General features: G+C 70.0%; 25 protein-coding genes and 1 pseudogene. 8 read left to right on the top strand and 18 right to left on the bottom strand.

Going from position 1 to position 21,202, the window contains the following annotated elements:
- Positions 1–20: 20 nt before the first annotated feature.
- Together ABEA43_RS01165 and ABEA43_RS01170 are read right to left on the bottom strand one after the other, a co-directional pair.
- Positions 21–278 (bottom strand): helix-turn-helix domain-containing protein, encoded by a 258-nt coding sequence (locus ABEA43_RS01165; protein ID WP_345557682.1) that lies wholly within the window; start codon positions 276–278, stop codon positions 21–23.
- Positions 278–892 (bottom strand): DUF2975 domain-containing protein, encoded by a 615-nt coding sequence (locus tag ABEA43_RS01170; RefSeq protein ID WP_345557684.1) that lies wholly within the window; start codon positions 890–892, stop codon positions 278–280. The genes ABEA43_RS01165 and ABEA43_RS01170 overlap by 1 nt, the downstream gene beginning before the upstream one ends.
- 155 nt (positions 893–1,047) lie before the next feature.
- Between ABEA43_RS01170 and ABEA43_RS01175 the strand changes: the two are divergent.
- Positions 1,048–1,172: pseudogene (locus ABEA43_RS01175) on the top strand (IS630 family transposase); the annotation flags it as partial.
- Positions 1,173–1,628: 456 nt separating this feature from the next.
- Here ABEA43_RS01175 and ABEA43_RS01180 read toward each other — a convergent pair.
- Positions 1,629–2,018, bottom strand: coding sequence for a hypothetical protein (locus ABEA43_RS01180; protein ID WP_345557685.1), 390 nt, complete (start codon positions 2,016–2,018; stop codon positions 1,629–1,631).
- A gap of 316 nt (positions 2,019–2,334) precedes the next feature.
- Entirely contained in the window at positions 2,335–3,645 is a 1,311-nt protein-coding gene (locus tag ABEA43_RS01185; RefSeq protein WP_345557687.1) for a DUF5994 family protein, read from the bottom strand.
- Positions 3,646–3,852: 207 nt separating this feature from the next.
- Here ABEA43_RS01185 and ABEA43_RS01190 point away from each other — a divergent pair, with 207 nt between their 5' ends.
- A complete protein-coding gene (locus tag ABEA43_RS01190) occupies positions 3,853–5,112 on the top strand; it encodes a PP2C family protein-serine/threonine phosphatase (RefSeq protein WP_345557690.1) in 1,260 nt (419 codons plus the stop codon).
- A gap of 70 nt (positions 5,113–5,182) precedes the next feature.
- On the opposite strand, the gene ABEA43_RS01195 is transcribed toward ABEA43_RS01190, so the two are convergent.
- Entirely contained in the window at positions 5,183–5,389 is a 207-nt protein-coding gene (locus ABEA43_RS01195; RefSeq protein ID WP_103960032.1) for a cold-shock protein, read from the bottom strand.
- Between the two features lie 576 nt (positions 5,390–5,965).
- On the opposite strand from ABEA43_RS01195, the gene ABEA43_RS01200 reads away from it, so the two are divergent.
- Complete coding sequence (locus ABEA43_RS01200) at positions 5,966–6,277, top strand: STAS domain-containing protein (RefSeq protein WP_345557697.1); 312 nt, start codon at positions 5,966–5,968, stop codon at positions 6,275–6,277.
- Positions 6,278–6,306: 29 nt separating this feature from the next.
- Complete coding sequence (locus ABEA43_RS01205) at positions 6,307–6,846, top strand: GNAT family N-acetyltransferase (protein ID WP_345557699.1); 540 nt, start codon at positions 6,307–6,309, stop codon at positions 6,844–6,846.
- Here ABEA43_RS01205 and ABEA43_RS01210 read toward each other — a convergent pair.
- The 10 genes from ABEA43_RS01210 to gvpJ (ABEA43_RS68085) all read right to left on the bottom strand — a co-directional run bounded on the left by ABEA43_RS01210 (position 6,768) and on the right by gvpJ (ABEA43_RS68085) (position 11,409).
- Entirely contained in the window at positions 6,768–7,253 is a 486-nt protein-coding gene (locus ABEA43_RS01210) for a sigma-70 family RNA polymerase sigma factor family protein (RefSeq protein WP_345557700.1), read from the bottom strand. The genes ABEA43_RS01205 and ABEA43_RS01210 overlap by 79 nt on opposite strands.
- Positions 7,250–7,627: a sigma factor gene (locus ABEA43_RS01215; RefSeq protein WP_345557703.1), complete on the bottom strand. Its 378-nt coding sequence runs from the start codon at positions 7,625–7,627 to the stop codon at positions 7,250–7,252. The genes ABEA43_RS01210 and ABEA43_RS01215 overlap by 4 nt, the downstream gene beginning before the upstream one ends.
- Before the next feature lie 69 nt (positions 7,628–7,696).
- Positions 7,697–8,011, bottom strand: coding sequence for a gas vesicle protein K (locus tag ABEA43_RS01220; RefSeq protein ID WP_345558760.1), 315 nt, complete (start codon positions 8,009–8,011; stop codon positions 7,697–7,699).
- Complete coding sequence (gene gvpJ / locus ABEA43_RS68080; protein ID WP_425570141.1) at positions 8,008–8,232, bottom strand: gas vesicle protein GvpJ; 225 nt, start codon at positions 8,230–8,232, stop codon at positions 8,008–8,010. Before gvpJ (ABEA43_RS68080) ends, ABEA43_RS01220 begins: the two co-directional genes overlap by 4 nt.
- The gene (locus tag ABEA43_RS01225; RefSeq protein WP_345557704.1) at positions 8,229–9,245 is read right to left on the bottom strand and encodes a GvpL/GvpF family gas vesicle protein; all 1,017 of its coding nucleotides are present in this window, start codon (positions 9,243–9,245) and stop codon (positions 8,229–8,231) included. Before ABEA43_RS01225 ends, gvpJ (ABEA43_RS68080) begins: the two co-directional genes overlap by 4 nt.
- Entirely contained in the window at positions 9,238–9,576 is a 339-nt protein-coding gene (gene gvpJ / locus ABEA43_RS01230) for a gas vesicle protein GvpJ (RefSeq protein WP_425570142.1), read from the bottom strand. The genes ABEA43_RS01225 and gvpJ (ABEA43_RS01230) overlap by 8 nt, the downstream gene beginning before the upstream one ends.
- Position 9,577: 1 nt before the next feature.
- On the bottom strand, positions 9,578–9,886 hold the full coding sequence (gene gvpO / locus ABEA43_RS01235; protein ID WP_345557707.1) for a gas vesicle protein GvpO: 309 nt from the start codon (positions 9,884–9,886) through the stop codon (positions 9,578–9,580).
- A gap of 22 nt (positions 9,887–9,908) precedes the next feature.
- Positions 9,909–10,139, bottom strand: coding sequence for a gas vesicle protein GvpG (locus ABEA43_RS01240; RefSeq protein ID WP_345557709.1), 231 nt, complete (start codon positions 10,137–10,139; stop codon positions 9,909–9,911).
- A 2-nt stretch (positions 10,140–10,141) separates the two neighbouring features.
- A complete protein-coding gene (locus ABEA43_RS01245; protein ID WP_345557711.1) occupies positions 10,142–10,951 on the bottom strand; it encodes a GvpL/GvpF family gas vesicle protein in 810 nt (269 codons plus the stop codon).
- Positions 10,952–10,956: 5 nt separating this feature from the next.
- The gene (gene gvpJ, locus ABEA43_RS68085; RefSeq protein ID WP_425570143.1) at positions 10,957–11,409 is read right to left on the bottom strand and encodes a gas vesicle protein GvpJ; all 453 of its coding nucleotides are present in this window, start codon (positions 11,407–11,409) and stop codon (positions 10,957–10,959) included.
- Between the two features lie 177 nt (positions 11,410–11,586).
- Here gvpJ (ABEA43_RS68085) and ABEA43_RS01255 point away from each other — a divergent pair, with 177 nt between their 5' ends.
- Complete coding sequence (locus ABEA43_RS01255; RefSeq protein WP_345557712.1) at positions 11,587–12,198, top strand: putative glycolipid-binding domain-containing protein; 612 nt, start codon at positions 11,587–11,589, stop codon at positions 12,196–12,198.
- 22 nt (positions 12,199–12,220) lie between these two features.
- Here the strand turns inward: ABEA43_RS01255 and ABEA43_RS01260 are convergent, their stop codons facing one another.
- The 3 genes from ABEA43_RS01260 to ABEA43_RS01270 all read right to left on the bottom strand — a co-directional run bounded on the left by ABEA43_RS01260 (position 12,221) and on the right by ABEA43_RS01270 (position 17,315).
- Positions 12,221–13,225 (bottom strand): LacI family DNA-binding transcriptional regulator, encoded by a 1,005-nt coding sequence (locus tag ABEA43_RS01260; protein ID WP_345557714.1) that lies wholly within the window; start codon positions 13,223–13,225, stop codon positions 12,221–12,223.
- A complete protein-coding gene (locus ABEA43_RS01265) occupies positions 13,222–16,005 on the bottom strand; it encodes a glycoside hydrolase family 3 C-terminal domain-containing protein (protein WP_345557716.1) in 2,784 nt (927 codons plus the stop codon). The genes ABEA43_RS01260 and ABEA43_RS01265 overlap by 4 nt, the downstream gene beginning before the upstream one ends.
- Positions 16,006–16,103: 98 nt before the next feature.
- On the bottom strand, positions 16,104–17,315 hold the full coding sequence (locus tag ABEA43_RS01270; protein WP_345557718.1) for an ROK family protein: 1,212 nt from the start codon (positions 17,313–17,315) through the stop codon (positions 16,104–16,106).
- A 174-nt stretch (positions 17,316–17,489) separates the two neighbouring features.
- Here ABEA43_RS01270 and ABEA43_RS01275 point away from each other — a divergent pair, with 174 nt between their 5' ends.
- Genes ABEA43_RS01275 through ABEA43_RS01285 form a run of 3 tightly spaced genes read left to right on the top strand, consistent with a single transcriptional unit; the run spans position 17,490 to position 21,074 of the window.
- A complete protein-coding gene (locus ABEA43_RS01275; protein WP_345557720.1) occupies positions 17,490–19,130 on the top strand; it encodes an extracellular solute-binding protein in 1,641 nt (546 codons plus the stop codon).
- 37 nt (positions 19,131–19,167) lie between these two features.
- Positions 19,168–20,139, top strand: coding sequence for an ABC transporter permease (locus ABEA43_RS01280; protein WP_345557722.1), 972 nt, complete (start codon positions 19,168–19,170; stop codon positions 20,137–20,139).
- On the top strand, positions 20,136–21,074 hold the full coding sequence (locus ABEA43_RS01285; RefSeq protein WP_345557724.1) for a carbohydrate ABC transporter permease: 939 nt from the start codon (positions 20,136–20,138) through the stop codon (positions 21,072–21,074). Before ABEA43_RS01280 ends, ABEA43_RS01285 begins: the two co-directional genes overlap by 4 nt.
- Positions 21,075–21,202: the final 128 nt, after the last annotated feature.

Below are 21,202 nucleotides of genomic sequence, written 5' to 3' on the forward strand. Positions count from 1 at the left end.
CGCGCACACAGTAGACCTGATCAGCCTCTTGGATGTTCCGGCCCATCGGATGCATGGGATGGGTCATAGTGAAGAAGGTCGCCGGGCTGGCAGTCCAGTTCGCGGCAGAGCGCGGTGAGCGTGGAGAAGCGGATCGCTCGCGCGCGGCCGTTCTTCAGTATCGACAGGTTCACGATCGTCACACCGACCCGTTCGGAGAGCTCGGTCAGGGTCAGTCCACGCTCGGCCAGCAGCTTGTCCAGGTGGACGGTGATGCGGTGGTCGTCTTCCGGCGGCATCAGACCAAACCCTGGACATCGGAGCGGAGTCTGCTGCCCTGGCGGAAGAACTCGGCCAGGGCCAGGACGCTGAAGCCGACGACCGGCGCCCAGCGGTAGTCTTCCGCGGCGTGCAGGGCTACTCCTTGCAGCGGGGTGCCGGAGACCAATGTGTGCAGGACCCATTCGTCCACCTGCGGGATCACGGCGACGCAGATCAGAAGCACGCCGATCACGGCGAGCCTTCTGGCGTTCTTCGGCGTGAAGGGATCACCCGTGTGGAAGCTGCGCATCATCAGGAGAAGAAACACCGCGACGACACAGAGCACCAGCGTGAGCAGCAACTCGGGCAGGATCAGAAGGAAGCTCTGCCAAGGGCTCGGCTCAGCGATGGTCAGCGTGGCATTGAATGCGGGCTCTACGAGGCTGACCGTTCCCGGAGGGCCGGTGGGCGCGGGCGCCGGGTTGTCGGCGGTGGTAACGGTCGCATAGGGATTGACGGAAACGTAACGCGTGTCGGTCCTGGACCCGCCGAAGACTGCGAAGAGGCTGGCCAGGAGCATGACTAGAGCGAAACCGAGCCCTAACCACACGGTCACCTCGAGGATGCGGATGCTCACCGGCGGTCTGGCCATGACTAGCCCCTCGCTCGGATATCGATTTTCGTTAACAACGATAAACGATAAGTTCGGAGCGAACAAGACTGCTGTTGTCGTGGGCGGTCACGGCGAGCATGAGCGGCAAGCACCTGGATCACCATCACCCAAGATCGAAATAAAGATCGGAAAGCATCCGCGCGTGGGTCGCAAAACACAAGGTCAAGCTACTGTTCACGCCGACCTGCGCCTCCTGGCCAACCCGATCGAGGCCCACTTCGGACCCTTGCGCCAATCACCCCTGGCCAACTCCGACCATCCGCTGGGGCAGCCGACCACTGGCACCCGCCGCCTGAAACCTCCCACCCAACCACCTGGTGATCGTTTCCGGTCACAGCACTAACTGCGCAAAATGCTCGACGGCTCCATGCCTGCGATGCCTGGAGGAGCGGCGCTGGGGATCGACGGCTCCATGAGCAAATGGCGAAGACTTGCCGCCGGACTCGTCTCACGGCCGGGGGTGTGGGGGTCGGCAGACCCCCGCCCGGGGGTGTGGGGGTGTCCCCCACACAGAACAGCCCGAGCTTTCATGGCGCGTAGCGCCCCCACCGCGAAGGACCATGCCTTCCGGGGGTCGAAGGGGCTGGCCCTCTGGGAGGCATTGCCCGAAGCCCGAACGCGCGTAGCGCCTCCGCTGCGAAGGACCAAGCCTTTTGGGCGGTGCTGCCCGGAGCCCGCGCGCGTAGCGCCCCTGCGAGGACCACGCGGTGTGCGGTCAGGAGTGGACGGCGCGGATCTCGGTCACGGTGAAATCGTCGACGATGTGCCGGTTGTCCACCAGGAACCCGACGAGCCCGGCCACCGCCTCCGTCCCCGTAGCGGCTCTCACCTGACCGCTGAGGAGGAACACCAGCGGGGTGGACGGCTGGTCGAGTGCGAAGCGGCGGCCGTGGCGGTGGACGTCGTGCAAGGCCCTGATGGGCATCGGGCGCGCCGAGACGAACCACGCCGCCACCTCCCACTGCGGCAGCGCCGGGTCGTCGGATGCGGAGGCGTGGTAGCAGGTGACGCAGCCGTCGCCTGCGTGCCTGCCGTGCGGGCAGGTCCAGCGGGCGATGTCGGCGTGGGTTTGGTTGCGGACGCTCAGGTTCGCCGTCTCGGTCACGCGGCGGCGCACCGGTCGTGGCGGGGGCTCGGGCCAGGAAGCGTGGGCGTTGACGGTGATCGGATCCTCCGGATGGGTCGACGAGGCTGGAGGGAGAGCTGTGGCTGGGGAATCGGGAGTAGCAAGGAAGAAGCAGGAGTAAGAGTGCAAGAAGCTCGGGTGACGTTGAAGTTCAGGGTGACGAGGAAGCTCTGGTGGCAAGGATGCTCAGGTGAAGGACGCTCGGGCGGCAAGGACACTTGGGTAATGGACGCTTGGGTGACAAGGACGCTCGGGTGACCAGGAACTGCGGCTGCGACAGGGCTGAGGCTGGTCGTCAGGCGGGACCGCCGAGGAGCGGATGGTCGGGGACGTTGCGCCGGGTGTAGGAGACGAGGTGGTCGATCTCGGTGAAGCCCGCGTCCTCGAACGCCCAGCCCGGTTTCCCGCTGGCCGGGTCGGCGGCGGCGTACAGGATCGTCTCCGCGGCCCCGTGCTCGCGCAGCAGGAGGTCGGCCCGCTGGAGCAGGGCCCGTTCGAGGGCCTCGTCGGCGTGGCGGGGGCCGGCGCTGAACCACCACAGGACGCCGAGGCCGTTCACCGGCTCCTGGGCGACGACCTCGGCGGAGGAGTCGTCGTCCTTGGCCTTCAGCCACCAGCCGGGCGGCGACTGGCTGTCGACGACCTCGACCGGCGGGCAGTCGGCGGCGTGGTCGCAGGCTTTCGTGCGGCGCAGGTAGCGCCAGGAGTTGCGGCCGGAGAAGCCCGCGTGCTCCAGCACCTTCCGGGTCACGGGCCGGCGCCCTGTCGGGAGGGCGGGCAGGCCGAGGCCGAGCGCGGCGGTGAAGGCGTGCATGACCTTGCCGCCGCTCAGTTCGAGCAGGGCATGGGCGACGAGTGCTTCGACGATGTCCGGTATCTCCTGTCCGTGTAGCCAGAGGATCTCCCCCGAATCCTCCGTCTGATGCGCCGCGTAGGAGATCACGCCCATGATGTGGTCTTCCTGGTCCACCAGGACGTCGGTCCTGGGGCGTTCGAGGTCGGACCAGAGGACGGGCTCGCGGCGTGAGGTGCCGGCCATGGCCTGTGCGAGGATGCCGGGCGTGCATTCCGGCTGGCCGGGCAGGCGGTCGGCTTCGACGAGGGCGAGGACGGCCTGCTGGTCGGCGGGCCGGTAGGGGCGCATCCGCATGCTCGGCGCGGGTATGTGGGCGGGGGCCCGGCAGTGGGCGAGGATCTCGCTCGCGGACAGGGTGTTGCCGGTGCGCGCGGCGGTTCGCATCGCGGCCGTGGCGGCGGGTGCGGCGGTCTCGGGCGGGACCACCAGGAGCAGATAGCCGTCCTGGTCGCCGCGGATCACCCTGATCGTGTTCGCGGTGCCGGTGAAGCCGCTGACACGCAGGAACCGGCCGCGGACGAGCAGGTGGGCGGGGGTGTCGTCCCAGGCGGCCAGGTTGAGCCTGACCCGCATGATGGGGCCGAGCTGGTTTTCCAGGATGGTGACGAGCGCGGGCAGCTCACGGTGCAGGTCGGTGGTGCGGGGCCACCAGGCACCGTCGAGGGTTCCGTCCCTGGCAAGGGTCGGCTCAAGGAACACACGGGCCGGGCGGAGCGCGATGGGTGCGGGATGTAGGTCGTGAATCGGCATCTGGTGCCGCCCGTCTCCGGTGCCTGACCGGTCGTGCCTGAGGTGATGCCGACGTGGTTGCCGGCATACGGAAGAGCCCAGGTGAATCCACCATACGCCCCTCGGTTGACGTCGTTCTCCCCCCGCGCGGCGCCTGTGTCGTACGAGCGTCGACGGTGGCCTGAAGTGCGATGATCTCGGTGAGTGTCCGCGGGGATGAGGAGCGTCATGGAGCTGGCTGACCTGGACTATCTGGGGCTGCTCTCCGAGGTGTCCGCGGCCGTGAACAGCAGTCTCGACGCCGACACCGCGCTGCGCCGGCTGTCCAGGATCCTCGTGCCCAGGCTGGCCGACTGGTGTGCGGTCGATCTGGTCGAAGGGGAGAGCCTGCGGCGGGTGAGCGTGGCCGCGGCCGGCGTGCATACGCTGAGCGCCGAGCTGCCGGGCGCGATCGGGGCGCTGCCGCTGGAGATGGAGGACCTGCTCCTGCGCATGCTGCGGACGTCCAGCGCGCTGCTGATCAGCACGGCCACCGCGAACGCCCCCGCCGGGGCCGTGCCGGGCGACATCAGACAGCGGCTGCACCTGCTGCTGGCCGCCGACTCGGCGATCGTGGCGCCGCTGCGCGTGCGCGGCAACGCGCTCGGCATGCTGACCCTCGTCCGGGTGCATCCAGGCGCGCCGCTGACGGCCGCGTACCTGCCGTTCGTGGAGGATCTGGCCCACCGCACGGCCCTCGCCGTCGACAACACCCGCCTGTACGGCCTGCAGCACGAGATGGCCAGCCGCCTCCAGCACTCCCTGTTGCCGAGACTGCCCGACCTCAGCCCGCTCAGCCTGGCCTCCGGCTACCTGCCGGCGCGGGAGTCGTCGCAGGTGGGCGGCGACTGGTACGACGCGTTCCGGCTCTCTGACGGGACCCCCGCCCTGGTGATCGGCGACGTCGCCGGCCACGACATCACCGCCGCGACGCAGATGAGCGAGGTCCGCAACATGCTGCGCGGCCTGGCCTTCGACGGGCGGGAGGCGCCGGCCCGGGTGATGGCCCGCCTGGACCGGGCACTCGTGGGGCTGGGTGAGAGCTTCCTCACGACCATGGTGCTGGCCAGGGTGGAAGGCGGCGAGGCCGGACCTTGGCGGCTGCGCTGGACCAACGCGGGACATCCGGCGCCGCTGCTGGTCACCCCTGACGGCGGCACCCGGTTCCTGGAGGCGGGACGCGGACCGCTGCTCGGCCTCGATCCCAAGCTGCCACGCGGCGACGGCGCGGAGCCGCTGCCGCCCTGTTCGACACTCGTCTTCTACACCGACGGGCTGATCGAGCGCAGGAAGGAGCCGCTGGACCGGGGCATGACCCGGCTGCGCAGGCAGATGGGCGGCCTGGCGGGCGCGGATGTGCAGACCATCTGCGACGAGCTGCTCGCCGCCAACGACACGGCCAACGAGGACGACATCGCGCTGCTCGCCGTGCGGCTGCCCGCGGGCTAGAAACCCTGGAAAACGGCAGCCGGGGCCCGCACCGATCAGGTGCGAACCCCGGCTCCGAGCATGCGCTACGTCAGGCGGCGACGATGTTCTCCGCCTGCGGGCCCTTCTGGCCCTGCACGATGTCGAACGAGACCTTCTGGCCCTCGGTCAGCTCGCGGTAGCCACCGTTGGAGACGATGTTGGAGTAGTGGGCGAAGACGTCGGCGCCGCCGCCGTCCTGCGCGATGAAGCCGAAGCCCTTTTCACTGTTGAACCACTTCACGGTTCCGCTTGCCATGTCTATCTCCTCTAGATAATTGCAGAGATGAAATCCGCACCGCGCGAATTCCGTGTCGCCGCGATGAGCCCATCCGGAGATACCGGCAAACAAAAAAACGCTCCTGAAGATCAACTCTGTCAGGCGCGCACAAAGTCTTTATGGGTACCACAATGCAACGCTCACAAGGTAGCACACGCGATGGGCGCACCGTACGCCGGATCGGCCAGAAGAGGGCCCTCCGCGGGGCGAATTCGCGGCGTGTCCTGTGGGAACTCTGATCTTGAGAATTTCGGTGACCACGGTGCGGCAGGGTAGGCTGAGGCCACCGAGGACACCTCGTGCGTTGGCATTTGGGCTGGCGTCGCCCGCGGCGATACACCTCCCCGGCCCCCGCGAAGGGGCCTGACAGGCCTGGCAAGCATGATGCCCCGACTGCGCACGCATCCTGAGCCACCCAGCGTCATCGTCATCGCGATCCCGCCTACCGGCCCGTCCACCAGCACGGCTGACTCCAGCCGCACGGAGTTACCCGCCGGGCCGCCGGAGGGCACGAGTCCTCATGGTTTCTGTCTCCTCACCGAATCGGAGCATCGCTTGACCGCTCTCGCCATATCAGCGCCCGGCCAGTCCGCGACCACCGTCCGGCTGTCCGGCGAGATCGACATCTTCACCAGCAAAGCCCTGCGCGAACAACTGATGAACATCCTCTACGCCAGCCGCAGGCTGCTCGTCCTCGACCTGTCCGAGCTGGTGTTCTGCGACTCCTCCGGGCTGGCGATCCTGGTCGGCGTGCAGCGCCGGGCCAAGTCCATGGGCATCACCCTGGCCCTGGCCTCGCCCACCCCCTACATGTCCAACCTGCTGCGCGTCACCGGCCTGGGCCGCGCCATCCCGGTGGTGGCCTGATCGCCGGGGCGCCGGGTAAGATCATCTGGATGTCGGCCGCGACTCATCTCGCCCAAGGGCCCCGGGTGGCGCTGCGCCATGTCTCGCCCGGAGACGCCGGAGAGCTCGCCACGCTGCATCGGGAGAGTGCCGACCTGCTCGGCCGCTGGATGCCCGGCCCGCCGCTGACCACGCGCGAGGAGTTCGTGACGTACCTCGCGCGGTTCGAGGACCCGGCCCACGAAGGCTTCCTCATCTGCCTGCGGGACACCGGTGCGATCGTCGGCAGGGTCAACGTCAACGACATCCTGCGCGGCTCGCGCCAGAGCGCGACCATCGGCTACTGCGCGTACGCGGGCACCACCGGCCACGGCTATCTGACCGAGGGTCTCAAGCTGCTCGTCCGGCACGCCTTCGGCGAGATGGGGCTGCATCGCCTGGAGGCCAACATCCAGCCGACGAACACACGCTCCCTGAGCCTGATCCAGCGGCTCGGGTTCCGGCGTGAGGGCTATTCGCCGGCCTTCCAGCTCATCGACGGCGCCTGGCGGGACCACGAGCGCTGGGCCATCACGGCCGAGATGATCTGACGACGGGACGATACGGACCCGGGTGGCGCATCGCCCACACGGTGCCCCGGGTGATGGCCTTCTTGAAGGCGGCGGAGGCGCGGCCGGTCAGCACGGCGTCCAGCGGCGTCTGGCACGACATTCCGGACCGGCCGGGCGGCGTTGTCCGGTGCGGCCGCGTCGCCGACGCCGAACACCTCCGCGTCGCGGATCAGCGCGGCGGGCTCGCCGTTGACCTCCAGGAGCTCGATCGCCGCCCCGGCCGCCTGCGGGCGCCCGCTGAGCCCGCGCAGGTAGCGCGCCACCGTCGCCCGCCCCCGCACGGGCCGGCGCGCGGCCGTCGTGCCGCCGCCGTCCGCCCAGGCCACCGCGTCGTCGGCGAGCAGCCGTTCCAGCGCGGCGACGTCACCGCTCAGCGTCGCCTTCATGAAGCCCCGCACGATGCGCCGATGCTGCTCGCGGTCGCTCTCGAACCGCTTACGCGGCTCCCCACGTGCGCCCTGGCCCGGCGGTGGAGCCGGCGGGAGTGCGCCTCGCCGATGCCGAGCAGGCCGGCGATCTCCGCATGGCTGTGCCCGAACGCCTGCCTGCGTGCCGAGGCGAGCTGGTTCAGGCAGAGGTTCGCGGCCACCTTGGTCAGCCACGCGGCGGGCACCTCGACCGGTCCCGCCTTGCTCCAGCGCAGGTACGCCTCCTGCACCATGTCCTCGGCCTCGGCGGCGGAGCCGAGCACCCGGTACGCCAGGCCGGACAGCCGCGGCCGCTGCCCCTCGAACAACTCAACCGGCGTCCGGGGGTTCATCGCGACCGAGCAGATCCACTCACCCGATGCTAAATCACCGCTGATCCGGTGCGGAAAGCGGCGTCGAGGTCATGACGTGGGCAGGAGCGTGCCGAGGGGACCGAGGTCGAGGTTGAGGTCCTCCGGGGTGAGGCCGAAGCGCTCGCAGAGGTCCTCCATCGCCTCTTCGAGGCGCATCAGGGTCATCCCGAGCACCTCGATCTGCTCGTCGGACAGCCCGCCCCCGTCCATGCGCCGCACGCACTGCCGCTCCACGAGCTGGCGGATCAGCTCCACCAGGGTGAGGACGAGCCGCGACAGGTCGCGCTCGATGGTCTCCGTGTCGGCGGCGATGCGCCAGCGGGGCGCTGTCACCTCGACGTGTTCGCCCGTCGACGTGCTCACGTGTTCATGCTCCCGCCTGAATCGTCCCCTGAATCGTCCACTGAGTCGTCCACTGACACGAGGATGGTCCTGAGCGAGATGCGTACGAGGTCGACGTCGGCGATCGACAGGACGAGGTCGCCGGTCACCACCACGCCGCCCGCCAGCAGCCGGTCGAGCAGATCCACGAGGGCCACGCGCTCGGGCGGCAGGCGGTCGTCGACCACCACGTCCCGTCTCAACGCGACTCCAGGATCGTGAAGGAGTAGGGGGCCCACGGGCCGGTGAGCCGGAGGTCCACCCCGTTCCCGCCGAGCTCCCCCGCCACGGCGGCGAACTCCTCGACGCGGCCCTCGTCCACGAGGTAGGCGCCGTTGAGCAGCATCGACTCCTCGCGCCCCGACAGCCGCGAGTCCTGTGCCCGGTGGCGGCGGCTGGCAACGGCGACGGCGGCCAGGGCGGCGTGGATGTCCTCCGCGCGCCTGGCGGCCTGCCTGCGGGCCTGCTCCCGGACGCGCAGGCTGGCCTGGCGCCGCTTGAGGTAGGACGTCCCCGGCCGCTCGGTCGCCGTGCCGCCGCCCGAATGGGCACTGCCCTTCGCGGCGGGCTCCGCGGCCTCGCCGCCTCGGGTTTCGCCCTTCGCGGCGGGCGCCGCAGGCTCCGCGGCCTCGCCGCCTCGCGCGGTCTCGCCACCTCGCGCGGCCTCGCCACCTCGCGCGGCCTCGCCACCTCGGGCGGCCTCGCCACCTCGGGCGATCTCGCCACCTTGGGCGGTGCCGCCACCTTGGGCGGTGCCGCCGCCCGTTCGGGCGTTGCCGTTCATGGCGGGTGGCGCGGACCGGCCCGCGTACGCCTGTACGCCCCACTCCTTGCGGCCCGTGACGTGGGTGAGCACCGCCACGAAGTCGTCGCCGCGCCGCTCCAGCAGGTCGCCCACCTGCTCGTCGTCCCCGTACACCGTGACGAGCCGGACCGGCGCGGTCGCGGTCGCGGCCACCACGGCCTCCACGACGCCGTGGTGCGCGCGGGCCGTATCGGCCAGCCAGTCCATGTCCTCCAGCGAGCGGCGCAGCGGCTCCTCGCCGAACTCGGCGAGCGGCACCGTGCTCACGTACGCGATCAGGCCCGCGCCGGCGATCGTGCGCACCGGCGCACCGGCCACGCCCGTCATCCGGCTGACGGGAACGTCGTCGCGGGCGACCGCGTAGACGTACGTGCCGACGTCGCTCATCCCGTTCTCGCCGACGTCACGCATCCGTGTCCCGCCCCTCCACGGCGGAGAGCCGGCGGCGCAGCCTGCGGTTCTCCTCGATCAGCTCGCGATCCCTGCCGGTGAGCCAGGGATCGTGCTCCCACCAGTCGATGCCCAGCTCCCTGGCCGTGTCCACCGACGCGATCAGCAGCCGCAGCTTGATCGTGAGCAGCTCGATGTCCAGCAGGTTCACCCGGATGTCGCCGGCGATCACCACGCCCCTGTCGAGCACGCGCTCCAGGATGTCGCCCAGGTTGGCCGGCTCGCGGCTCCCCATCGGGACCGCGCCGGAGGACTGGCGGAGAACGGACCCACTCTGTGCTGTTCTGTCCATCTCACAACGCCTGTCCGTAGTCGCCGTTGGCCCGCCGGTATCGCCGGAGCCGTCGATAGGACTGCAAGTCGCCCCCCGCGTCGAGCTGGGCCTCGTAGATCGCGAGGATGTCGCCGGAGGACGGGATGCGGCGGTCCTCGACGACCTCGACGTTCACCACCCAGCCGCCGTCCGCGGGCTCGACCGAGGTGACGCCCTCGGTGTCCTTCGCGGTCAGCTCGGCGATGGCGCGCAACCCGGCGCCTCCGGCCGTGGCCGCCGTGAGCGTGGGAGCCGTCAGTGTGGGAGCGCGCTTCTCATGCGTGGCCATAAGGCGCCTGGTGGGCACGTGATCACCTCCTGTTTCCTGTCACCCGCTGGAGCACCTGCTGGTACAGGTGGTTCTGCTCCTCTTCCGTGATCTCCCCGGCGGCCCTGGCGGCCTCGATCTCCTCAAGCTGCCGCCGGACCGCCATGGGGTTGTTGAACTCCCGTTCGGCCTGCTCCTGGATGCGCTGGGCGAGCCACACCACCCCACGCACGGGCAGGAGCGGCCAGCCCATGATCGAAGTCAGCAGGCCCACGGTCACGCCTCCTCTGCCTGCGCCGTGACGAAGTCGTACGGCGCGAGCGGCCCGAGCAGCCGCAGCTCGACGCGGCCCTCCCAGCGCTTGCCCAGCTCACTCATGGCGCGTTCCAGTGCCTTCTGATCGCCGGTCTTGACGAGCATGGCCATGTGCACGGCGTCCTGCTCGTGGGTCGGCTCCCGGATGAGCGCGCTCGTGAAGTGGCCGTCCAGCGCGTCGACCGCCATCTGTGTGTCAGCGTCCCGCTTGGCCTCCAGCGCGGCGGCGATGATCTCGCCGAGCCTGATCCGCTCGTTCCTGGTGGCGTCCTCGGACTGGTCGCGGATGGCCTCCAGCAGATTGGCCGCCTCCGGGTTCTCCGCGAGCACCTCGCCCAGCACCACCTGCTCGACGTAGCGGCCCCTGACGATGTACTCGGCCTGCCCCTTGACCTCGTTCAGCGCGGCCAGGAACTCGTCGTGGTGCGGCGTGAGCAGCTCCTCCACGACCGCGTCAGCACCGGCCAGCACGCCGCCGAAGCGGAACGGCAGCACCGGGCCCTTCGCGGCGACCGCGTCCAGCAGCCTCTCGTGTGCCAGGTAGTCGCCGGGCTGGCCCAGCGGCTGATCCACATCGACCTCGCTGACCAGGGCGGCGATCTCGCCGTGGCGGACGAGCTTGACCTTGCCCGCCGGGTCGCCCAGCCCGTCCTGCGGGGCGCCCTTGGTGTCCGCGGGCACGATCCCGTAGACGTAGGCCCCGAGGTTCTGGGTGCGGCGGGTGCCCTGCTTGGGTACGGAGGCTCCGGAAACCTTGGTGGATCGTCCCATCTCACTTACTCTTTCTGTCGCTTCCGGCTGGGCTTCAGTTCTGGCTCTTCCGCGGCCTCTGGGTTCGTGGCGTCGTCGGCGAGGCGGTCCAGCTCGTCGTCCGACCGCTCGATCTCCCCCTGGATCACGTTCTGGTCCTGCTCGGCGTCCTGCTGCTCGGCCTGCTGCCCGGCCTGCTTCATGGCACTGGCGGCCTTGCTCTGCTCCAGGAGCCCCGGCAGGCCCTTGGGGCCGGACGCGTTCATGTCGAGCCGGTTCGCGGCTTCCGCGAAACGCAGATAGGTGTCCACGCTGGCGATGACCACCCGCGTGTCGATGGTCAGGATTTCGATGCCGACGAGCGAGACCCGGACGTACGCGTCGATCACGAGACCCTTGTCGAGAATCGTGTCGATGACGTCGGCCAGGCCCGTCGGTCCCCCGCGTCCGGCCGCTTGGCTGGCGCCCGCGGGCTGCACAGACGTAGTCATATATTTCCCCCCTCGCCTTCCGCCAGCCTGCCCGCGAAAAACCGACACAGAACTACATAAAGCGAAATAACGGGCAGGCTTGACGCGCCCCGGGAGTGCCGCTGATTACCTGCCGCAATCTTGATCCGAGGGGATGTTTGCCGCAGAAGCTGACACGATCGGATCATGACCTTCGCCCCGCCCCCGGAGACCGCGGCCTGGCGGCACGTCGCCGCACGTACGGGCTTCGAGGTCGTCTTCTTCCGTCCGCTGGAGAGCGGGCCACTCGAAGGCGGACACCGCATCGAGGGGTGTACGACGGCGGTGGAGGACCTCCGGACCTGGGTCGTCGACTACGCCATCGACGTGGACGACGGCTGGACCACCCGCCGCGCCCGGATCACCAGCAGGTCCGCGGCAGGCGTCCGCCACACGCTCCTGGAGGCCGACGGCCGGGGCGACTGGCTGATCGACGGTGCTCCGGCGCCGCATCTGGGCGATTGCCTGGACGTGGACCTGGAGTCCTCGGCGCTGACCAACGCGTTCCCCGTCCACAGGATGCGCCTCGCGGTGGGGGCCGGGTCCGCCGCGCCCGCCGCCTTCGTCCGGGCCGCCGACCTCGCCGTCGAACGGCTCGACCAGCACTACACCCGGATCCCTGACGAGCCGGACGGAGATGCGCGTGGTGGTCCGCGCTACGACTATGCGGCGCCGGTCTTCGACGTCTCCTGCCGCCTCGTCTACGACGAGTCCGGCCTGGTCCTGGACTACCCGGGACTGGCCGTACGGGCCGCTTGACCGAGCCCCGGCAACAACGGCGTCAGGTGCTGGCGCGGGCGGTCAGGAGCGGGGTGAGGAGCGTGGACTCCGGGACGACGCGGCCCTCCAGCTTGTCCATGACCAGCCGCACCGCCTCCCTGCCCACCTCCTCCGCCGGGATCAGCACCGAGGTCAGGGGCGGCCCGGCCCGCTCGGCGACGTCGTCCGGGCAGATCGCCACCACCGCCACGTCGTGCGGCACCCGCCGGTCGAGCTGACGCAGCGCGGCCAGGACGTGGCTGACCGCCGCCTCGTTGTGCACGACCAGGCCGGACAGTCCGGGCCGGTCGAGCAGCAGGTCGCGGACGGTCTCGTACACCTCGTCGAACGTCTCCTCGCAGGGCAGCGCGGCCCCCTTGAGCCCGTGGGCGTCCAGCGCCTCCACGAACCCCTCGCGCGTCCTCCTGGCGAAGCCCGTGCCCCGCTCGTACACCACGGAAGGGGCCCCGAGCAGGGCGATCTCCTCGTGGCCGCGGTCGGCGAGGTGCTCCACGCAGCGCGCGCCCGCGGCGGCGAAGTCCAGGTCCACGCAGGTCAGCCCGGCCGGTGAGGCGGGGAAGCCGATGAGCACGCTCGGCTCGGCCAGCTCGCGCAGCAGCGGCACCCGGCGGTCGTCCAGCTCGACGTCCATGAGGACCAGAGCGTCCACCAGCGCGCTCGCGGCCACCCGCCGGATCCCGGCGGTGCCCTCGTCGGCGGTCAGCAGCAGCACGTCGTGGTCGAAGCGGCGGGCGGCGGTGACCACGGCGCTGGCGAAGCGCATCAGGACGGGTACGTGCATGCCGGCGCGCAGCGGCAGCACGAGCGCGATCACGTTGGACCGCTTGCTGGCCAGGGCGCGGGCGCCGGCGTTCGGGTGGTAGCCGAGCGTGCTGATGCTGTCGAGCACCCGCCGCCTGGTGTCGGCCGAGATCGTCCGCTTGCCGCTGAGCACGTAGGAGACCGTGCTGACGGCCACCCCCGCGTGCTTGGCGACCTCGGAGATCGTGACCGTGCGCCCGCTCAAGCCCCGGCCCCGAAATCGAGCCTGGCCAGCGTCACCCCGTCGTTCTCGAACACCACATAAAGATCGTGCACCCCGTCCGCCGCCGCAAGGGATGACGTGATGGCGTGATAGGTGTATCGGTCGGTCCTGGGCACGGGGAAGGCGGCCAGCACCTGGCCGTAGAGGGGGTCGCCGCGGCGGAGAGTGATCATGCCGCCCTCCGTGCTGCCCGCCGTGGCCACGCAGGCCGCGGCGCCGGTCAGGTCCACCTGCCTGAACAGGATCCAGGCGCCTTCCACGTCGGACCTGACGGCGTCGCCGTCCGCCTTGGTCTCGTCCACGAACGTGATCGCGTCGTACTCGTCGTGGCTCGCCGCGTACAGGGGGCCCGGCTGCGGCGGGATGGTCTCGCCGGAGATCTCGAAGCGGGCGCTCAGGCGCACGTCGGTGGCGCTGCGGCCGACCATGAGCTGGTGCGGCGCGCTCTCCACGACGTACCTGCTCCGCGTCACGTCCCAGAACGCCAGGTCGGGGACGGGCAGCGTCAGCGTGACCGTACGGCTCTCGCCCGGCTCCAGGCGCACCTTCTCGAAGCCGCGCAGGCGGCGCAGCGGCTGCTTGACGCGGGAGCGCTGCTGGTGGGTGTAGAACTGGACGACTTCGACGCCGGGCCGCCGGCCCGTGTTCGTGATCGTCGCCTCGGCGCGCAGGACGTCGCCGTCCACGTCGACGCGCAGATCGGCGTAGTCGAATGTGGTGTAGCTCAGGCCGTGGCCGAACGGGTGCAGCGGGACGCCGCGGAAGTACAGGTAGGTGGCGTCCGAGGCGATGATGTCGTAGTCGAGGAGGTCGGGCAGCTCCTGCTCGGAGCGGTACCAGGTCTGGGTGAGGCGGCCCTCCGGGTCGGCGTCGCCGAAGAGCACCTCGGCCAGGGCGTGGCCGTACTCCTGGCCGCCGTGCGCCGACCACAGCACGGCGGGGACCTCGTCGTCGGTCCACGTGAGCGGGTAGCCGCTGCTTATGACCATGACCGTGCGCGGATTCGCCTTGCGCGCGGCCTGGAGCACGGCGTCCTGGGCGGGGGCGAGGGCCAGGCTCATGCGGTCCTCGGTCTCGCGGCCGTTCACGAGGGGGTGGTCGCCGACCACGACGATCGCCACGTCGGCGGCGGCGGCCAGCTCGGCGGCCTGCTCGGTGCCGCTCCTGACCACGTCCATGGCCAGCCACACGGCCTGGTCGGCGTCGTCCACCAGGCGCAGCACGCCGTCCTCGCCCGCGCCGACGTAACAGCCGGTCGAGATGTGGCGCAGGGCGAGCGTGCCGCGCGGGCGCTCCTCCATCCGGAACGTCTGGCGCACCTCCCACCCGTTCGGCCCCGGCTGGTCGTTGACCAGAGGCGCCCCATCCGTGGAGCCGTCCACCGACACGAAACGGCCGGTGGTCACGGCCCGCAGCGCGTAGGCGCCGCCGCCCCAGTCGAACAGGTCGAACTCGCCCAACTCCGTGCCCGCGCTCAGCGGACCGCCCGCCGGGTCGGCGGCCACGGGCCCGGCGTCCGAGGTCAGCGTGACCCGGTCCACGGCCTCACAGAACACCGTCTCGCACCGCTCGCCCAGCCCCGCGCGGGCGGTGACGGCGTAGGGCAGGGTGCCGCTGTACCAGTCCTCCATCAGCGTGTCGCCGAGCTGCCCGAGCACCGCGACCTTGGTGACCGCGCCGCTCAGCGGCAGCAGGCCGTCGTTCTTGAGCAGCACGAACGAGCGCCGCGCCGCCTCCCTGGCCAGCCGCTGGTGCTCGGAGCAGTTGACCACGCTGTCGGTGATGTCGTCGTACGGCGTGGCCGGGTCGAACTCGCCCAGCCTGAACCGGACCGACAGCGCGTGCCGCACGGCCCTGTCGACGTCCGCCTCACCCAGCAGGCCCTGCGCGAGGGCGTCGCGCAGGTGACCGAGGGTGGCCTCCGTGCGGTCGTCGTCCTGGGTGAAGCTGTCGAGCCCGGCCTTGACCGCGTGCGCGTACGCCTCCGGCAGCGTGTCGTGGTAGCCCTGCAGCGCGGTGAGGTTGCCCGGCGCGTACGCGTCGCTGACGACCAGGAGGTCATCGGGCGCCCAGGCCCGCAGGACCTGCTCGATCAGCGGGCTGAGGTGCGCGGGACGGCCGTTGACCAGGTTGTAGGAGGGCATGACGGCCACCGCGACGCCCTGCTCGATGGCCGGTCGGAAGGCGGGCAGCTCGTACTCGCGCAGCACGCGCGGCGGCAGGTTGCTGGACGTCGTGCAACGGTCGGTCTCGTTGTTGTAGGCGAGGAAATGCTTGAGCGTGGGGGCCGTCTTGAAAGTTTCGGGAGCGCTCCCACGAAGCCCACGGGCATAGGCCGCGGCCGTGACGCCGGTCAGCCACGGATCTTCCGAGTAGCCCTCCTCGTTACGCCCCCAGCGGGGGTCGCGCAGCGGGTTGACCACGGGAGCCCACACGTTGAGCCCGGCGCCCGCCGGGTCCTTGTGGTGGAAGGCCACGACCTCGTCGCCGGTCGCCTCCCCCACCCTGCGCACCAGGTCGAGGTCCCAGGTCGAGGCCAGGCCCACGGCCTGCGGGAACACCGTCGCGGGACCGAGCCAGGCCAGGCCGTGCAGCGCTTCCGTGCCGGTGCGGAACGCGCCGACGCCGAGCCGCTCGACCGGAGCCTGGTACTGGTGCAGCAGGTTCACCTTCTCTGCGAGGGTGAGCCTGCGCACCAGGTCGTCGATCCGGCCGGACAGGGGGACCGCCGGGTCGCGGAAGGGGGGTTCGTGCATGGTCATCCCTCTGAGTGTGTCGAAGCGCTTCGACGACCGGTCTGGGGAAGTTACGCGGACGTTTCGGTGGGTTGACTGAAGGGTGCACGTCCCGGTGACCAAGGTCAAGGGATTCGCGACAATCCTCCCGGCAATCTTCCCGAATCGACGGAGTCGAGCACCCGTGCCGCGCCCCCCAGCGCGGCCGCGTCGTGACCCAGCGTCGAGGCCACGACCTGGCATCCACCGGCCGCCGAGGCGACGACGCGGTCGCTCAGCTCCTCCTGGACGGCGGGCAGCAGCCAGGGCGCCAGCGGCACGTAATAGCCCCCCAGGATCACCACTTCCGGATTGAGCAGGTTGGCCAGGATGGACACGCCCTGGCCCAGGCTCCGGCCCGCCGACTCCAGCGTGGCCAGGGTGCCGGCGTCGCCCGCGCGCGCCAGGCGTGCGCACTCCTCGATCTCGACCTGGATCTCCGCCGGAGGCGGGATCCTGCGCAGCACGGCGCCGATCCCCGCCATGGCCTCCAGGCAGCCGCGCCGGCCACAGTGGCACTCGGGGCCCTCGGGGTCGAGCTGGACGTGGCCGATCTCGCCGCTGTAGCCGAGCCCGCCACGGCGCAGCCGCCCGTCGAGGATGATGCCCGCGCCCACGCCCACCTCGCCGGTGAGGTAGATCAGGTCGGAGGCGCCCGCGTGCGCGCCGAAGCGCTGCTCGGCCAGGGCCGCGAGGTTGGCGTCGTTGTCGACCTGGATCGGGAAGCCGGGGTCGCGCAGCGCCTTGGCCAGGTCGCCGCCGAGGTCGGCGTCGCGCCAGCCGAGGTTGGGCGCCAGGCGTACGGTGCCCTGCACGTCGACCAGGCCGGGCACGGCCACGGCCAGGCCCAGGATCTGGCGCTCCTCCTTGGCCATCCGGCCGACCACCCGCCGGATGATCGCGCCGACGCCGGCCACCCCCTGGTTGACCGAGTCGCCGCCCGAGAACGAGCGCCGCCACGTCAGCAGCCGCTGCCCCGCCAGGTCGGTGGCCACGGCGGAGACGTAGTCGACGTTGATCTCGACCCCGATGGCCGCGTAGGGGGAGCCGTCGAGCACGAGCATCGTGGCCGGCCTGCCCACCCGGTTTTCCGTCAGCCCCGTCTCACGCACCAGCCGCCGGTCGATCAGGTCCGCGACCAGGCTGGACACCGTCGCCTTGTTCAGCCCGGTGGAGGCCGCGATGTCGGCGCGTGAGCACGGCGCGTGCTCACGGACGAACCGCAGCACGACGGCCAGGTTGGTGGCGCGCACGTCGGCGAAGTCGGCCGGCTGAGGGCCGGTCGTGGAAGTGATCAATATCAGCCCCGTTCCCACCAAGAGATGACCCCAGCATGCCGCATCGACGGGCCTCCTTCACCAACCTGTGACCGCCATGGTCCCTTGTGGCCGCGGTCACAGTCTACTAATTTGTTTGGTCGCAATACCAACTAATTTACAGAGGCCATCCCCACCCTTAGAAGGGAGCGAGCCATGTCAAATATCACGACTCGCCGGGCGTTCCTCGGTCTGGTCGGTACGAGCGTTCTGGTAGCCGGCTGCGCTGAGAAGAAAGAGCTGTCCAAGGGCACGGCCGTCGCGGCCGACAAGCTGAAGAGCCTGGTGCCCACGAAGGTCCCGTTCGCGATCCCCGGCCTCAAGCCCGACCTGCCGGGCGGTGAGTTCGTCCAGCCCGGCTATCTGACCCGCCCGGCCGCCATGGTCCAGGCCATCACCACCAAGCCGCTGACCAGCGGCAAGGAGGTGACCGCGATGACGCCGCTGTGGGGCACGGTGCCGCCGGGGCTGGGCAGCAACTCCTACTACGACATCGTCAACGAGCGCCTCGGCGGCTCCGTGCGGTTCAACATCTCGGACGGCAACACCTACGGCCAGAAGCTCAGCACGGTGCTGGCCAGCGGCGACGTGCCCGACATGGTCTGCGTCCCGAACTGGGAGCTCATCAAGATCGCCCGCTTCACCGAGGCGGCCAACAAGCTCTTCGCCGACCTGTCGCCCTACGTGGCCGGGGACAAGGCCAAGGAATTCCCCATGCTGGCCAACTACGACACCGCGGCCTGGCAGTACGGCGTCTTCGGCGGCGTCCTCCAGGGCATCCCGTGGCAGAACGACCCGTTCCCGTTCGCCACCTTCGTCCGCCAGGACATCCTGGAGGCGCTCGGCCTGCAGCACCCGAAGAGCGGCGACGACCTGATGGCGCTCGGCAAGGCCATCACCGACGAGAAGAAGAAGCGCTGGGCCTTCGGCGGCGGCATGGAGCAGGAGATGCAGCGCGCCTACGGCGCTCCGCGCGAGTGGCGCAACAAGGGCGACGGCACGCTCATCTACAAGTACGAGACCCCCGAGTTCGCCGCGTCGATCGAGTTCATGACCAAGCTCTACGCGGCCGGGTACGTCCACCCCGACGTCGTGGCCAACAAGGACGCCGACAACAAAGGCATCTTCGGCAGCGGCCAGATGGTCGTCTACCGGGACGGCCTCGGATCCTGGCACGAGAACCTCGGCCGCTTCCAGCCCGACAACCCGAAGTTCCGCCAGCAGATCGTCACCCCCTACCCGGCGCAGGCCGGCGCCAAGGCCATCATGTGGCGCAACGAGCCCGCCAGCATGTTCGCCTTCATCAAGAATGGCCTCGGCGAGGCCCGCACCCGCGAGCTGCTCGCGCTGGCCAACTGGACGTCGGCGCCGTTCGGCACCCAGGAGTACGAGCTGGTCTTCAACGGCGTCGAAGGCAAGCACTACAAGGTCGACGGCGGCAAGGTCCAGCAGACCGCGCTCGGGCGCAAGGAGGTCGCGCCCACGTACATGTTCCTGTCGGGGCGGCCGAACGCCAACGAGAAGAGCCAGTACGAGGGCCTCGTCCAATCCCTGTACGACTGGTCGACGCAGGCCGCGCAGCTCCTGGAGAACGACCCGTTCGTGGGGATCCGCGTCGAGACGCCGTCGAAGATGGCCGGCCTGGTGACGCCCACCGAGGACAAGATGCAGGAGATCTTCCGCGGCAAGCGGCCGGTCTCGGAATGGCCCAAGATCCTCAAGGAGTGGCAGGACCAGGGCGGGAACGAGGCGCGCGAGTTCTACCAGAAGGTCGCCCGCGAGAACGGCAGGCTGTGACACCAGTGAGGCGACGCCAGGGCGCTGGGAGCCTGTCATGGGCGTGGTGACCACCAAGCGCCCCGTACGACCCGGTACCACCACCGCCAAGCCGGCGGCCCTGACCTGGCGCGCCAAGCTGCGCAGGGACTGGCCGCTGCTGGTGATGAACCTGCCGATGCTGCTGATCGTCCTCGCCTTCTGGTGGATCCCGGCGCTCGGCAACGTCATCGCGTTCCAGGACTACAACCCGTACACGGGCGGCATCGCCGGCAGCCCGATCATCGGGTTCACCAACTTCGCGCTGCTGCTGGAGGATCCGCAGTTCCTGCGCGCGGTGGTGAACACGCTGTCCATCACCGCCTTCCAGCTCGTCTTCTACTTCCCCGTGCCGATCATGCTGGCGCTGCTGCTGAACAGCATCGCCTCGGCCCGGCTGAGGGCGTTCGTGCAGGGCGTGGTCTACATGCCGTTCTTCTTCTCCTGGGTGCTGGTCGTGGCCATCTTCCAGCAGATGTTCGGCGGGGCCGGGCTGCTGGCGCAGATCCTGCGGGAGAACGGCCGCGAAGCTGTGGACTGGATGACGAACTCGGACACGTTCGTCCTGCTCATCACCTCCCAGACGATCTGGAAGGACGCGGGCTGGGGCGCGATCATCTTCCTGGCCGCGCTCAGCACCATCGACCCGAACCTGTACGAGGCCGCGGCCGTGGACGGCGCCCGCCGGTGGCGGCGGATGTGGCACATCACGTTGCCCGGGCTCCGTCCCGTGATCGTGCTGCTGCTGATCCTGCGGCTGGGCGACGCGCTGAACGTCGGCTTCGAGCAGTTCATGCTGCAGCGCAGCGCCGTCGGCAGCGCGGCGTCCGAGGTGTTCGACACGTTCGTCTACTGGTCGGGCCTGCGTACCGGCGACCTCGGGTACGGGGCGGCGGCCGGGTTGTTCAAGGGCCTGGTCGGGCTGCTGCTCATCGTGGCGGCCAACCGGCTGGCGCACGCGTTCGGTGAGCGAGGGGTGTATTCGAGATGACCACGCTGACGTCCAGGCCCCGCAGGCCAGGGGCGCGTGCCAGGAAGCCCGCCGGGCTGGCGCCGTGGGAGGAGCGGCCGTCGCCCGCCGGTCAGGCCGGCAAGGGCGGGCTGGTGGCGCTGATCGTGCTGATCGTGCTCGGCCCGCTGTACACGATCGTGCTGACCAGCCTCAGCTCCTCCGCCACCGTCAACCGCGTGGGCGGGCTCGTGCTGGTGCCCGACGGGCTCACGCTCGACGCCTACCGGCAGATCTTCTCCGACACGGTGGTCAGCCGGGCCGTGCTGGTCAGCACCGGGGTGACGATCGTCGGGACCCTGATCAGCGCGGGGGTGAGCGTGCTGGGGGCGTACTCGCTGTCGCGGCCCGGCTCGTTCCTGCACCGGCCGCTGTTGTTCAGCGTCCTGCTGATGTTCGTCTTCTTCCCCGGCATCATCCCCGTCTACCTGATGGTGAGCGGGCTCGGCCTGAAGGACAGCCTCTGGTCGCTGATCCTGCCGACGGCCGTCTCCGCGTTCAACGTGGTGGTGCTGCGCTCGTTCTTCATGAGCATCCCCGGCGAGGTGCTGGACAGCGCGCGGATCGACGGAGCCGGGGAGTTCCGCATCCTGTGGCGGATCGTCCTGCCCATGTCGAAGGCGGTCACGGCCGTGGTGGCGATGTTCTACGCGGTCGGCTACTGGAACGCGTGGTTCAACGCGATGCTCTACATCGACGACACGCGCAAGTGGCCGCTGGCGCTGATCCTGCGCCAGTACGTCGTGGACTCCAATCCGCTGCCGAGCGCCACCGCCGGGGTGACGGGCGACGCGCCGCCGACCCTGGCGATCAAGATGGCCATCGTGGTGATCGCGGTGATCCCCGCGCTGATCATCTATCCCTTCGTGCAGCGCCACTTCACCAAGGGCGTCATCGTGGGGGCCATCAAGGGCTGATGAACGCAGCGTCGCCGTCGATCTCAAGGTCAGCCGGCTCGTGGACGTGCCGAGCTTCCTGGTGTCGGCGTTCCTGCCGGAGGACATCTTCGTCGAGTAACGCGAGAGGGCTCGCAGGCCCTCTCGCG

The organism is Nonomuraea rosea (assembly GCF_039539705.1).
Lineage (GTDB): Bacteria > Actinomycetota > Actinomycetes > Streptosporangiales > Streptosporangiaceae > Nonomuraea > Nonomuraea rosea.